Source organism: Cupriavidus yeoncheonensis (assembly GCF_905397275.1).
In the GTDB taxonomy this organism is placed as follows: Bacteria; Pseudomonadota; Gammaproteobacteria; order Burkholderiales; family Burkholderiaceae; genus Cupriavidus; species Cupriavidus yeoncheonensis.
Genome location: NZ_CAJPUY010000013.1, coordinates 14703 through 27578 on the forward strand (window position 1 = coordinate 14703; position 12876 = coordinate 27578).

13 protein-coding genes are annotated in these 12876 nt (G+C 67.4%); 9 read left to right on the plus strand and 4 right to left on the minus strand.

The genetic code is table 11. From position 1 onward, the window contains the following. Positions 1–94 precede the first annotated feature (94 nt). The 3 genes from KHO22_RS18310 to KHO22_RS18320 form a co-directional block, all read right to left on the minus strand. Positions 95–598 carry a DNA-deoxyinosine glycosylase gene (locus tag KHO22_RS18310; RefSeq protein ID WP_211948587.1) on the minus strand — a complete coding sequence of 168 codons (504 nt, stop codon included), beginning with the start codon at positions 596–598 and terminating at the stop codon, positions 95–97. Positions 599–684: 86 nt separating this feature from the next. Further along, positions 685–2586, minus strand: a complete 1902-nt coding sequence (gene htpG / locus KHO22_RS18315; protein WP_211948588.1) for a molecular chaperone HtpG — start codon at positions 2584–2586, stop codon at positions 685–687. A 116-nt stretch (positions 2587–2702) separates the two neighbouring features. Then, entirely contained in the window at positions 2703–4241 is a 1539-nt protein-coding gene (locus KHO22_RS18320) for an aminotransferase-like domain-containing protein (protein WP_211948589.1), read from the minus strand. Positions 4242–4325: 84 nt separating this feature from the next. Between KHO22_RS18320 and KHO22_RS18325 the strand changes: the two genes are divergently transcribed. The 8 genes from KHO22_RS18325 to KHO22_RS18360 are packed head-to-tail and all read left to right on the plus strand — an operon-like array spanning position 4326 to position 10164. After that, positions 4326–5003, plus strand: coding sequence for a VOC family protein (locus tag KHO22_RS18325; RefSeq protein ID WP_211948590.1), 678 nt, complete (start codon positions 4326–4328; stop codon positions 5001–5003). 50 nt (positions 5004–5053) lie between these two features. Next, positions 5054–5767: an alanyl-tRNA editing protein gene (locus KHO22_RS18330; protein ID WP_211948591.1), complete on the plus strand. Its 714-nt coding sequence runs from the start codon at positions 5054–5056 to the stop codon at positions 5765–5767. A 5-nt stretch (positions 5768–5772) separates the two neighbouring features. Beyond that, positions 5773–6411: a LysE family translocator gene (locus KHO22_RS18335; RefSeq protein WP_211948592.1), complete on the plus strand. Its 639-nt coding sequence runs from the start codon at positions 5773–5775 to the stop codon at positions 6409–6411. A 25-nt stretch (positions 6412–6436) separates the two neighbouring features. Next, positions 6437–7438 carry a DMT family transporter gene (locus KHO22_RS18340; RefSeq protein WP_230426920.1) on the plus strand — a complete coding sequence of 334 codons (1002 nt, stop codon included), beginning with the start codon at positions 6437–6439 and terminating at the stop codon, positions 7436–7438. An 11-nt stretch (positions 7439–7449) separates the two neighbouring features. Next, entirely contained in the window at positions 7450–7905 is a 456-nt protein-coding gene (locus KHO22_RS18345; protein ID WP_211948593.1) for a RidA family protein, read from the plus strand. Positions 7906–7924: 19 nt separating this feature from the next. Continuing rightward, the gene (locus KHO22_RS18350; RefSeq protein ID WP_211948594.1) at positions 7925–8254 is read left to right on the plus strand and encodes a DHCW motif cupin fold protein; all 330 of its coding nucleotides are present in this window, start codon (positions 7925–7927) and stop codon (positions 8252–8254) included. Between the two features lie 41 nt (positions 8255–8295). Further along, on the plus strand, positions 8296–9486 hold the full coding sequence (locus tag KHO22_RS18355; protein WP_211948595.1) for an aminotransferase-like domain-containing protein: 1191 nt from the start codon (positions 8296–8298) through the stop codon (positions 9484–9486). Positions 9487–9519: 33 nt separating this feature from the next. Beyond that, positions 9520–10164: a glutathione S-transferase family protein gene (locus tag KHO22_RS18360; protein ID WP_211948596.1), complete on the plus strand. Its 645-nt coding sequence runs from the start codon at positions 9520–9522 to the stop codon at positions 10162–10164. Positions 10165–10186: 22 nt separating this feature from the next. Here the strand turns inward: KHO22_RS18360 and KHO22_RS18365 are convergent, their stop codons facing one another. Next, on the minus strand, positions 10187–10834 hold the full coding sequence (locus tag KHO22_RS18365) for a LysE family translocator (protein WP_211948597.1): 648 nt from the start codon (positions 10832–10834) through the stop codon (positions 10187–10189). 364 nt (positions 10835–11198) lie between these two features. Here KHO22_RS18365 and KHO22_RS18370 point away from each other — a divergent pair, with 364 nt between their 5' ends. Further along, positions 11199–12875, plus strand: coding sequence for an L-lactate permease (locus KHO22_RS18370; protein ID WP_211948598.1), 1677 nt, complete (start codon positions 11199–11201; stop codon positions 12873–12875). The last annotated feature ends 1 nt before the right edge of the window (position 12876 follow it).

The window sequence follows — 12876 nt, forward strand, 5'->3', positions numbered from 1 at the left end:
AGTTGGCTTCGTACTCTGACGGTGGCACGTATCCCAGCGGTGCCATCAAGCGGTGATACTTAAACACGCGTCAAATGTGTTGTCATCCCGAGCGTCAGCCAGCTTTCGCCAGCCATATCCGCAACTCCCGCCAAACAAGCAGCTTCTCCGAATACGGCACGGTATACGCCGGACTACTGGAAGGAAGGCTGAGGACATGATGGCGATCACCATGCTGACCGAGCACCTTCAGACCAATACGCTCAGCCGTGCCACCATTGAACGCAATCGCTGCCAGATTTGGCATCGACTCGATCAAACCCAACAGATCATTCCCGGCATGACCGCGTATGTTGCTGTCCAGGCTGCCCTCTCGCCTGGCTTGCGCCACCACGTCCCATAGACCAACGTGATGCGCCAGAAGCGTTTGCAACCGGGCGGCATAGTCCATGCGAACCAGGTCCTCGCCAAGGACGTCGCCAACCAACCGCCAGAACTGATTCTGCCTGTGCGCGTAATACTGGCCCTGCGCCAGTGAGGCCTCGCCAGGCAAGCTGCCGAGGATCAGCACGCGTGTATCGGCGTCGACGACAGGGGGGAAACAGCGCTTCAGCGTCATGCGTCGTATTCAGTCGGGTCCATCATCATCGGGCCGCCCGGAAGGAAAAAGGGCCGGTCGCCCGGCCCTTTCCTTCACGCCCGTGTTCAGGCAAGCAGCTTGTTCACACGCTGCACATAGGCAGTCGGATCGTCGAGCATGCCCCCTTCAGCCAGCAGTGCCTGATCGAACAGCACCAGCAGGCGGTCATTGAAGCCGTCGCCCTCCGGCAGATCGCGCAGCTTCTTCACCAGCGCGTGCTCGGGATTGAGTTCCAGGATCGGTTGAGCATCTGGCGCCTTCTGGCCAGCCTGCTTCAGCAGGCGCTGCAGGTAGCCGCTCATGTCGCCTTCGTCCGAGACCAGGCAGGACGCGGATTCGGTCAGGCGCAGCGTCACGCGCACGTCCTTGGCCCTGCCTTCGAGGACGCTCTTGGCGCGCGCCACGACATCCTTCCATTCGGTCTCGGCCTTCTCCTGCTCGGCCTTTTCGGCCTCGTCGGCAAGCGTGCCCAGGTCGAGGTCGCCGCGGGCGACCGAGACCAGTTCCTTGCCATCGAACTCGCGCAGGAACGACAGCATCCACTCATCGACGCGATCGGTCAGCAGCAGCACTTCAATGCCCTTCTTGCGGAACACTTCAAGATGCGGGCTGTTCTTCGCGGCAGCCCAGGTGTCGGCCGTCACATAGTAGACCTTGTCCTGGCCTTCCTTCATGCGGCCGGCATAGGCGGCCAGCGACACGGTCTTGTCGGCGTTGTCGATGTGCGTCGAGCTGAAGCGCAGCAGCCTGGCGATGCGCTCCTGGTTGGCCTGGTCCTCGCCCATGCCTTCCTTCAGCGCCTGGCCGAATTGCTGCCAGAAGGTCGCGTACTTGCTGCGCTCGGCCTCTTCCTCGCTGTCGGCCAGCGATTCCAGCATCGACAGCACGCGCTTGGTGCTGCCTTCGCGGATGGCCTTGACGTCGCGGCTCTCCTGCAGCAGTTCGCGCGAGACGTTCAGCGGCAGGTCGGCGGAATCGATCACGCCCTTGACCCAGCGCAGGTAGGCAGGCAGCAGCTGCTCGGCGTCGTCCATGATGAAGACGCGCTTCACGTAGAGCTTGAGGCCGTGCTTGTGGTTGCGGTCCCACATGTCGAACGGTGCGCGCGCCGGGATGTACAGCAGCTGCGTGTATTCGCTGCGGCCTTCCACGCGGTTGTGCGTCCATGACAGCGGCGCCTCGTTGTCGTGCGCGATGTGCTGGTAGAACGCGGTGTACTGCTCGTCGGTGATGTCCGACTTCGGACGCGTCCACAGCGCGCTCGCCTGGTTGACGCTTTCCCACTCGTCGGTGCGCTTGTAGGTGCTGGCCTCGGCATCCCACACTTCCTTGGGCATGCGGATCGGCAGCGAGATATGGTCCGAGTACTTCTGGATGATGCTCTTCAGGCGCCAGGCCGAGAGGAAATCGTCCTCGCCTTCGCGCAGGTGCAGCGTGATGGTGCTGCCGCGCTCGGCGCGCGTGATGGCGTCGACGCTGAACTCGCCGTCGCCCGCGCTTTCCCAGCGCACGGCTTCGTCGGCAGCCAGGCCCGCGCGGCGGGTCTCGACCGTGACCTTGTCGGCCACGATAAAGGCCGAGTAGAAGCCCACGCCGAACTGGCCGATCAGCGCGGCGTCCTTCTGCTGGTCGCCGGACAGCTGCTGGAAGAATTCCCTGGTGCCCGAACGCGCGATGGTGCCGAGGTTGTGGATGGCCTCGTCACGGCTCATGCCGATGCCGTTGTCGGTGATCTTGAGCGTGCGGGCCGTGGCGTCGGCTTCGATGCGGATGGCCAGGTCGGCATCGTTTTCAAGCAGCGAGGGGTTCGCGATCGCCTCGAAGCGCAGCTTGTCGGTGGCGTCGGAAGCATTCGAGACCAGCTCGCGCAGGAAGATTTCCTTGTTGCTGTACAGCGAGTGGATCATCAGGTGCAGCAGTTGCTTCACTTCCGCCTGGAAGCTCATCGTTTCGTGCGGTGCGGACATGGTTCTCCTTTTCGAATCCGGAAAATCAGGGAATTGGGGTCGGCGCAGGGCCAATGCTCACGGAAATAGGGCCGGTTCCGGCCAATTTCAAGGCCGGCCCGCATATCAGCGACGGTTCAGCGCCGGTCCAGTTGCCGGGACAGGAAGTCGAGCATGTCGGGATCGCCGCTGCTGGCAACATTGAAGCGCATCCAGCCCGACGGCATCTGCGACGGCGAGAACAGGCTGCCGGGCGCGAACAGGTAGCCCTTGTCGTGCCCCGCCGTGGCGATGGCATTGGTATCGCGGCCGGTATCGGCCCACAGGTACATGCCCGCGTGCTGCCCCGGGAACAGGCGCAGGCCGCGGCGCTCCAGCTCGCGCCGCGTGTCGTCGCGGGCCCGGTCGAGGCGGCCGCGTACCCGCTCCACGTGCTTGCGGTAGTGGCCTTCGGTCAGCACCTTGTACAACACGCGCTCGTTGATTTCCGGCGTGGCCAGGCCGGCCAGCAGCTTGCTGTCGGTCAGCGTCGCGGCCAGGTCCGGGTGCGCGGCGACAAAGCCCACGCGCAGGTTCGCCGCCAGCGTCTTGGAAAAGCTGCCCAGGTAGATCACGCGGCGCAGCTGGTCCAGGCTGGCCAGTCGTGTCGCGGCGTGGCCAGGCGGGCACAGGTCGCAGTAGATGTCGTCCTCGACGATCAGGAAATCGTACTGCTCGGCCATCTGCAGCAACCGGAACGCCTTGGCGGCGGACAGCGAGGTGCCGGTCGGGTTGTGCAGCACCGAGTTGATGACGAACAGCCGCGGCCGGTGCGCCTGGACGATGCGCTCCAGCGCCTCCAGGTCCGGGCCTTCGGCCGTGTAGGGCACGCCGATCACCTGCGCGCCCTGCGCGGCAAAGCGGCCGAACATCACGAACCAGGCCGGATCGCCGACCAGCACGGTATCGCCCGGGCACAGGTAGAGCCGCGCAATCAGGTCCAGCGCCTGCGTGATGCCCGAGGTCAGCACGATCTGCTCGGCCGTGGCGCCGATCTCCAGCTCCTCCAGCCGCGTGCGCAGCTGCTGGCGCAGCGGCAGGAAGCCCTGCGGCGTGCCGCTGGCGAGGAAATGGTTGCCGGGCTGGCGGCCCAGTCCGCGCAGCGCGCTGGCGATCAGCTCGCCATCGAGCCACTCGTTGGGCAGGAACCCCAGCCCGGGCGCCTTGTGGGTCTCGGCGGTATGGAACATGCTGCGCAGCAGCCAGGTCACGTCGATATTGCGCGCGGCCACCGCCACGGGCGCCACCGGCGCGGCCGAGGCCTGCGCCCCGCGTTCGCGCACGTAGAAGCCCGAGCCGCGGCGCGACTCCAGGTAGCCCAGCGCGACCAGGCGTTCGTACGCCTCCACCACGGTGAAGCGCGAAATCCCCTTCTCCTGCGCCAGCTGGCGGATCGACGGCATGCGCATGCCCGCGCGGAAGACGCGTTCGTCGATGCGCATGCGGGCCCATTCGGTGAGCTGCTCGACCAGCGTCATCTGGGCCGACGGCACCGGGTCCGGCATGCGCTCCGTGCTGCCTGCCGTGCCCGGCGGCACGACCAGCCGCAAGGCGCGCCCCGATGCGTCCTGCGCGCCGCCTCCGCTATCCTTGCGCTCGGGCGCGGCGGAGGAATCCTGCTGGTGGCTGCCGTCCATGTGGTGCTCCCGCAACTGTACTGAATACGATCCGCATAACTGTACCGGTACTGTACCGACTACCTTGTCTACCATCAAGCCAACATGAAGCTCGCCCTCGATCACCTCGTCATCGCCGCACAGACGCTCGACGCCGGCACGGAATACGTCGCCGACGCGCTTGGCATTGCCCCGCACGGTGGCGGCGCCCATGCGGCCATGGGCACGCACAACCGCGTGCTCGGCCTGTTTGGCGGGATGTACCTGGAAGTGATCGCGCTGGACCCGGACGCTCCCGCACCGCAGCGCCCGCGCTGGTTCGGGCTCGACAGCGACAACGTGCGCGCGCGTCTGCAGGCCGGCCCCTTCCTGCTGCACTGGGCGGCGCGCGTGGAGCGCCCCGCCGACCTGACGCGCTGGCAGGCGCAGTATCCCGGGCAGATCGCACCGGTCATCCCCATGCAGCGCGGCGACCTGCGCTGGCGCATCACGGTGCCGGAGGACGGCAGCCTGCCCGCCTGGCACGGTGAGGCCGCCAGCGCCGGCGATGGCCTGTTGCCCAGCCTGATCCAGTGGGACGTGTCCCCGCATCCGGGCGCAAGCCTGCCGCGGCAGGACCTGGCGCTGCGCCGGCTCGCCGGCCGGCATCCCAATGCCGAACTGCTACGCCAGGGCCTGGCCTGGCTGGGCGGCGAGGCTCTGATGACGCTGGAACAAAGCGACGGGCCGCCGCAGCTCGTCGCGGAAATCGAAACGCCGCAGGGCGTCCGTACCCTGCGCTAGACCCGAACGCCCACAAGAACAAGACCGAACAAGACCACGGAGACCCACCGATGACCGTCACCCGCAAACGCTTCGACGACGATCCTTACCTCGACCATTGCAGCGCGACCGTGCTGTCGGCGAGCGATGCCGGAATCGAACTCGACGAAACGGTCTGCTATGCGCGCAGTGGCGGCCAGGCCGGCGACACGGCCACGCTGACCCTGGCGGATGGCCGCACCATCGAAATCACCGACACCGTCTATGCCGACGACCGCGCCCGCATCCTGCACGTGCCCGCGGCCGGCGCGGAATTGCCGCGGCCGGGAGACCGCGTCACGGTGGCCATCGACTGGCAACGCCGCCACCGGCTGATGCGCCTGCACACCTGCCTGCACCTGCTCGGCTCGCTGATTCCGGTGCCGGTGACGGGCTGCGGCATCTCGCCCGATTCGGCGCGCATCGACTTCGACCTGCCCGAATCGACGCTGGACAAGGCCGAGCTGACCGAACGGCTCAATGCGCTGATCCGCGCCAACACCGCGGTGCGCATCGAGCTGATCACCCCGCAGGAACTGGCTGCGCAGCCCGAGCTGGTGCGCACCATCGGCGCGGCGCCGCCGGCCGGCACCAGCAGCATCCGCATCGTCGAAATCCCGGGCGTGGACCGCCAGCCGTGCGGCGGCACGCATGTGGCCAACACCGGCGAGATCGGCGCCGTGGTCGTCACCAAGGTCGAGAAGAAGAGCCGCACCAACCGGCGCGTGGTCGTCAACTTCGCCTGAGCGCCATGACCGGAGATTTCCTGACCGGCCTGTCGGCCGCGCAATTCCTGGCGCTGATCACACTGCTTGCGGTGGGTTCGTTCACGCCGGGGCCCAACACCACCATCGCTGCCGTGACCGGGGCCAATTTCGGCCTGCGCGCCACGCTGCCCCATTGCGTGGGCGTGGCCTTCGGCTTTGCCAGCATCCTCGCGCTGTGCGCGGTCGGCATCGGCGCGCTGATCCTGCGCAGTCCGGCGCTGGCCACCATCGTGCATATGGCCGGCGTGGGCTACCTGCTGTGGCTCGCGGCCAGGCTCGCGCGCAGCACCGTGCTCGCGGAGAAGCAGGTCCTGCGCCCGCTCAATGTGTGGCAGTCAGCCGTGCTGCAGTACGCCAACATCAAGGCGTGGATGATGGCGCTGGCCACCGCGGCCTCGTACATGGCCGGCGCGCCCTCGCCCGCGCAGCGCGTGCTGCTGGTGTGCACCACATTCGGCATCTTCGGTTTCGTCAGCAACAGCCTGTACGGCGTGCTGGGCGCCTCGCTGCGGCAATGGCTGATGCAGGGCAACCGCGTGCGCTGGTTCAACCGCGCCATGGGCCTGGCGCTGGCACTCACCGCCGTGTGGATCGCCGTAAGCGTGCGCCCGGCGGCGCCCTGATCCGGCCACGGCCGCCAACCTCATCATGACTGCAACCCCCTCCGCTTCGCACCCGCCGCATTCCGGCGGCATGCTGCTCGGCTTCATCGGCGTGGCGATCTTCAGCCAGACGCTGCCGTTCACGCGCATGGCCGTGACGGAACTGGACGCCAGCTTCGTCGCGCTGGCCCGCGCCGTGATCGCGGCCGTGCCGGCGCTGGCGCTGCTGGCCATGCGCGGCGCACTCGACGCGCAGCGCCGCCCGCGTGGCGGGCAATGGGCCAGGCTTGCCGTGACCGCGCTTGGCGTGGTGGTCGGCTTTCCGCTGTTCTCGTCGCAGGCCATGCGCGAAGTGCCGGCGAGCCACGGCGCCATCGTGATCGGCCTGCTGCCGCTGGCCACCGCGGTGTTCGCCGCGTGGTTCGGCCGCGAACGGCCTTCCGTCGGGTTCTGGCTGTCGGCCGTGGCCGGCAGCGCGCTCGTGATCGGCTTTGCCGTGTGGCAGGGTGCGGGGGCGCTTCAGCATGCGGACTGGTACCTGTTCGGCGCCGTGGTGCTCGGCGCGCTCGGCTATGCCGAGGGCGGCAAGCTGTCGCGCGAACTGGGCGGGCTGGAGACCATCAGCTGGGCGCTGGTGGTGTCGCTGCCGGTGCTGCTGCCCGTGGTGGGCTGGCTCGGCTGGCACGACAGCGTCGCCATCGCGGCCGCGTCGCCGCGTGCCTGGCTCGGCATGGCCTATGTATCGGTGTTCTCGATGTTCATCGGCTTTCTGTTCTGGTACGCCGGGCTGGCAAAAGGCGGCGTGGCGCGTGTCGGGCAGATACAATTGCTGCAGCCGTTCCTGACGCTGGCAGGCGGCGCCCTGCTGCTGGCCGAGCCGCTTGACCCGGCCACCATCGCCTTCGCGGTGGCGGTGATCGCCGTGGTGGCCCTGGGCCGCCGCGCCGCCGTGCGGCAGGCCGTCCCCACGGTTCCCATGGTTCCCATGATTCCCACAAGCGGCGCCACCGCGGAAACGCCCCCTATCCTTCCCGAACGCACTCACTGACAGGAGATCACATGTCCGTCTACGACACCCTTGCACGCCTTGGCGTGGAACTGCCCACCGCCGGCGCCCCTGCCGCCGCCTACGTCATGGCCGCGCAGACCGGCAATACCGTCTTCCTGTCCGGCCACATCGCCCGCAAGGACGGCAAGGTATGGACCGGCAAGCTGGGCAAGGACATCGACACCGAAACCGGCAAGGCCGCCGCGCGCGCCATCGCCATCGACCTGCTGGCCACGCTGCACGGCCACGTGGGCGACCTGAACCGCGTCACGCGCATCGTCAAGGTGATGAGCCTGGTGAACTCCACCCAGGAATTCACCGAGCAGCACCTGGTGACCAACGGCGCGTCGGAATTCCTGGCCGAAGTCTTCGGCGACAAGGGCAAGCACGCGCGCAGCGCATTCGGCGTGGCGCAGATTCCGCTGGGTGCCTGCGTCGAGATCGAAATGATCGTCGAGGTGAACTGAACCGGCGGCCGCTTCCGCGATGCGCATCGACAACCTGCCCTTCGGCACCACCGACTGGTCCGCGCTCGAACCCACGCGCCACCCCGGCGAACGGGGCGAGGCGCTGTGGCGCACGCGCCAGTTCGGCGATATCCGGGTGCGCATGGTCGAGTACTCGGCCGGCTACCTGGCGGACCACTGGTGCACCAAGGGCCATATCCTGTTCGTGCTGGACGGCGAACTGCATACCGAACTGGAAGACGGCCGCCAGTTCGTGCTCCGCGCGGGCACGAGCTACCAGGTCGCCGACCATGCGGAACCGCACCGATCGTCCACGCCGACCGGAGCCAGACTATTCATCGTTGACTGAGCCGCCCGCCACGCGGCTCTTCCCAGAGAAAAGAGAACATCATGCAATGGGCCATCTCCCGCCGGGCGCAGCAACTGACCAGCTCGGCCATCCGCGAAATCCTGAAGGTGACCGAGCGTCCGGAAGTCATTTCCTTCGCCGGCGGACTGCCCTCGCCGGCCTCCTTCCCGGTAGCGGCCATGGAGGCGGCGACGGCCCGTGTATTCGCCGACAATCCGGCCGCCGCCCTGCAGTACGCGGCCACCGAGGGCTACCTGCCGCTGCGCGAATTCATCGCCAAGCGCCACAACGTGGGCGTGGAGCGCGTGCTGATCACCACGGGCTCGCAGCAGGCACTGGACCTGATCGCCAAGGTGCTGATCGACCCGGGCAGCAAGGTGCTGGTGGAAACGCCGAGCTATCTCGGCGCGCTGCAGGCGTTCTCGCTGTTCGAGCCGGAATTCACCTCCATTCCCACCGATGACAAGGGCCTGCAGCCCGAAGCGCTGACCGCCGAGCTGACCGCCGGCGCGCGTTTCCTGTACGCCCTGCCCAATTTCCAGAACCCGACCGGCCGCCGCCTGCCGCTGGAGCGCCGCCAGGCCCTGGTGGCGCGGGCCAGGGAGTTCGGCGTGCTGCTGGTCGAAGACGATCCGTACGGCGAACTGAGCTACACCGGCGACCAGCTCCCGACGCTGCTGTCGATGAACCCCGACGGCGTGATCTACATGGGCTCGTTCTCCAAGATCCTGGCGCCGGGCCTGCGCCTGGGCTTCGTGATCGCCCCGCCCGAGCTGCACTTCAAGCTGTGCCAGGCCAAGCAGGCATCCGACCTGCATACGCCGACGTTCACCCAGCGCGTGGCCTACGAGACGGTGCGCGACGGGTTGCTCGATCGCCACATCCCGACCATCCGCGAACTGTACGGCAAGCAGTGCCGGGTCATGCTCGACGCGCTGGCGCGCCACATGCCCGAAGGCGTAAGCTGGAACCAGCCCGAAGGCGGCATGTTCATCTGGCTGCAGCTGCCGCAAGGGTTGGGCCTGGACAGCATGGCGATCCTGGAAGAAGCGGTGAAGCGCAATGTCGCCTATGTGCCGGGCGCGCCCTTCTATGCCAGCAACCCGCAGCGCAACACGCTGCGCCTGGCGTTCGTCACGGTGCCGCCCGAGCGTATCGAACAGGGCGTGGCGATCCTGGGCAAGCTGTTCCGCGAAGCCATCGCCTCGGCGCCGCAGGCCCGCGCGGCCTGAAAAGCAACCGCAAAAGATCAGGGGAGAATCTTCATGCTGCGGATCTGGGGTCGACTGTCGTCGATCAATGTACAGAAGGTGGTCTGGTGCGCGCGCGAGCTGCACCTGGACCATGAGCGCGTGGACATCGGCGTCAGCCAGGGCGACCTGGACACCGAGGCCTATGTCCGGCTCAACCCCAACCGCCAGATCCCCGTGATCGAGGACTTCCGCGGCACGGACGTGGGCGGCGAGCCCTTCGTGCTGTGGGAATCCAATGCCATCGTGCGCTACCTGTGCGCGCAGTACGGCGAGGGCACGCTGTGGCCGGAAGACGTCAAGGCGCGCGCCTCGGCCGACCGCTGGATGGACTGGCAGACCACCACCTTCAGTCCGGCCATGGTCAACGCCTTCCTGAACATGGTGCGCGTCGCGCCCGGGAAGCGCGACGATGCCGCCGTGGCCGCATCCTGCGCACGCACGGAGCCGCTGGCCGCGCTGCTCGACAAGGCCCTCACCGGGCGCGAGTTCATCGGCGGCGACCGCTTCACCATGGCGGATATCTCGCTCGCCTGCGCCGCCCATCGCTGGATGGGCACGCCGGTCGCCCACGAACGGCGCCCCGAACTGGAGCGCTGGCTGGCCGCCATGCGCGCGCGCCCGGCCGCCGAAGGCATCCTGCAACTGCCGCTGCGCTGAGCGCGCGGCGGCAGGCCCGTGCTTATTTTCCGGCGCGCGAGCCCGACGCCGCCGTGAACACCCCGAGTCCGATGAAGGCCGCCGCCGTCAGGTAGCGGCCGGCCGCGCGCGCCCGTCCGGCACGGCGCAGTGCCGGCATCACGGCCGCTGCCGCGGTCACGTAGCAGACGTCGGTGGTCGCCGCGATCAGCACGAAACCCACGCCCAGCGCCAGGCTCTGCGTCAGCGCGGAACCGGCCGGGTTCATGAACTGCGGCAGGAAGGCGGCGAAGAAGATCGCGGTCTTGGGATTGAGCAACGCCACCACGAAGCCATCGCGCAATACCTGGCGCAGCGGACGCGCCGGCGGCGGCGTATCCGTGGCCACCGCGGGCGTGGCGCGCAAGGTGCGGATGCCCAGCCAGATCAGGTACGCCGCCCCGGCGTATTTCACGACCGTGAAGGCAAGCGCCGATACCGAAAACAGCACCGCCAGCCCGAGCGCCGCACCCGCTGCGTTGCCGAGGTTGCCCAAGGCCACGGCGCCGACCGACGCCAGCCCGGCACGCCGGCCCTGCGCCAGCGTGCGCGTCACGATATAGACCACGGCCGGGCCCGGCGTCACGGCCAGCGCCAGGCTGGCCAGCACGAAGGCGCCAAGCAGCGGCCAGGGGGGAAGAAACTCGGGCATGGTGTCTCCTTTTGCCGCATCCATACGGCATTCGGCAGACAGGCTACGCAGCCCGTGCGCCGTTGCCAAGCTGACATTATGGCCATCCTGTAGCTGGCATACATTTCTAAGAGGCGCCGTTTCGAGTACTCTGCCGCAAGGGCAGCACGTGCGCCATGCTGCCCCCAGGCAAACCCTGATCATGAATCCGGTTCATGTATGCCATGACCGGATTTAAGGCGGCGTGGCGGGAACGCATCCTTACAATCCTTGTTCGACTCGCGTGTGCGGCTGACGCCGCACGTCTGTACGCGATGTACAAGGGCAGCCAAGGGCACGGAGATCGCCCGGGCCGCCCGAGCCAAACCTGAGGAGGATTTCAATCGTGTGGAGTCAAGTCTATGACCCGCTAGGCAATATGGCGCTGTCCACCATTGCCGCGGGCGTCCCGGTAGCCGTGCTGCTAGCAGCGCTGGCTTTCTTTCACATGCAGGCCCACCTGGCCGCCGGCCTGGCACTGGTGGTGGGCGTCGTGGTGGCTGCCGCGGTCTTCGGCATGCCCGCAGCCATGGCCGGCAAGGCGGCTGGCCTGGGCATCGTCTCAGGGCTGTTCCCGATTGGCTGGATCGTTCTCAACATCATCTTCCTGCATCGCCTCACGACCCTGAACGGATCATTCAAGGTCTTGCAGAACTCCATCTCCGGCGTGACCGAAGACCGCCGCCTGCAACTGCTGCTGGTGGCCTTCAGCTTCGGCGCGTTCTTCGAGGGCGCGGCCGGCTTCGGCACCCCGGTGGCCGTGACCGGCGCCATCCTGATCGGCCTGGGCTTCTCGCCGCTGGCCGCTTCCGGCCTGGCGCTGATCGCCAACACCGCACCGGTGGCCTTCGGTGCGCTCGGCGCGCCGATCATCGGGCTGTCGTCGGTGACGGGCATCGACCAGGTCACGCTGTCGGCCATGATCGGCCGCCAGCTGCCGTTCTTCTCGGTGCTGGTGCCGTTCTGGCTGATCTGGGCCTTTGCCGGCTTCCGCGGCATGCTCGCGATCTGGCCGGCGATCCTGGTGGCGGGCGTGACCTTCGCGGTGCCACAGTTCCTGGTGTCGAACTTCCACGGCCCCTGGCTGGTGGACGTGATCTCCTCGCTGATCTCGATGGGCTGCCTGACGCTCTTCCTGAAAATCTGGCACCCGAAGGAGACCTGGACCTCGACCAAGATCCTCGGCCGCCATGACGACTCCAAGGTCGACCACCCCGAAGCCCTGGCCGCCGACGCCGCTGCCAGCGCCGCTTCGGCTGGCATCTCCGTCGCCAGGGCCTGGCTCCCGTGGATCATCCTGACCGTCTTCGTGTTCGTCTGGGGCATCCCCGAGTTCAAGAAATTCATGGATGGCCTGTGGGCGTACAAATTCCCGATCCCCGGCCTGGACAAGGCGATCATCAAGCATCCGCCGGTCACGCCGAAGGAAATCGCCGAACCGGCGGTGTTCCTCTTCAACGTGCTGTCGATGGCGGGCACCGGCATCCTGGTGTCGGCCGTGCTGGGCGGCCTGCTGATGGGCTACTCGCTGCCGCGCCTGCTCAGGGAATACTGGGAGACCATCAAGCTGACCAAGTTCTCGCTGCTGACCATCAGCGCGATGTTCGGCATCGGCTACCTGACCCGCTACTCGGGCCTGGACGCCACGCTGGGCCTGGCGTTCGCGCAGACCGGCGTGCTCTACCCGCTGTTCGGCACCATGCTGGGCTGGCTGGGCGTGGCGCTGACCGGTTCGGACACTGCCTCCAACGTGCTGTTCGGCGGCCTGCAGAAGACCACGGCCGAGCAGCTTGGCCTGTCGCCGGTGCTGATGGCCGCGGCCAACAGCTCGGGCGGCGTGATGGGCAAGATGATCGACGCGCAGTCCATCGTGGTGGCCTCCACCGCCACCAAGTGGTACGGGCATGAAGGCGACATCCTGCGCTACGTGTTCTTCCACTCGATCGCGCTGGCGTTCCTGGTGGGTATCTTCGTGACGCTGCAGGCCTACGTGCATCCGTTCACGCAGATGGTCATCCACTGAC

Coding starts and splice junctions, on each gene's coding strand:
- htpG (WP_211948588.1), bottom strand. CDS start 2,586: ATGTCCGCACCGCACGAAACGATGAGCTTCCAGGCGGAAGTGAAGCAA.
- KHO22_RS18330 (WP_211948591.1), top strand. CDS start 5,054: ATGACCGTCACCCGCAAACGCTTCGACGACGATCCTTACCTCGACCAT.
- KHO22_RS18355 (WP_211948595.1), top strand. CDS start 8,296: ATGCAATGGGCCATCTCCCGCCGGGCGCAGCAACTGACCAGCTCGGCC.
- KHO22_RS18320 (WP_211948589.1), bottom strand. CDS start 4,241: ATGGACGGCAGCCACCAGCAGGATTCCTCCGCCGCGCCCGAGCGCAAG.
- KHO22_RS18360 (WP_211948596.1), top strand. CDS start 9,520: ATGCTGCGGATCTGGGGTCGACTGTCGTCGATCAATGTACAGAAGGTG.
- KHO22_RS18340 (WP_230426920.1), top strand. CDS start 6,437: ATGACTGCAACCCCCTCCGCTTCGCACCCGCCGCATTCCGGCGGCATG.
- KHO22_RS18345 (WP_211948593.1), top strand. CDS start 7,450: ATGTCCGTCTACGACACCCTTGCACGCCTTGGCGTGGAACTGCCCACC.
- KHO22_RS18335 (WP_211948592.1), top strand. CDS start 5,773: ATGACCGGAGATTTCCTGACCGGCCTGTCGGCCGCGCAATTCCTGGCG.
- KHO22_RS18365 (WP_211948597.1), bottom strand. CDS start 10,834: ATGCCCGAGTTTCTTCCCCCCTGGCCGCTGCTTGGCGCCTTCGTGCTG.
- KHO22_RS18325 (WP_211948590.1), top strand. CDS start 4,326: ATGAAGCTCGCCCTCGATCACCTCGTCATCGCCGCACAGACGCTCGAC.
- KHO22_RS18350 (WP_211948594.1), top strand. CDS start 7,925: ATGCGCATCGACAACCTGCCCTTCGGCACCACCGACTGGTCCGCGCTC.
- KHO22_RS18310 (WP_211948587.1), bottom strand. CDS start 598: ATGACGCTGAAGCGCTGTTTCCCCCCTGTCGTCGACGCCGATACACGC.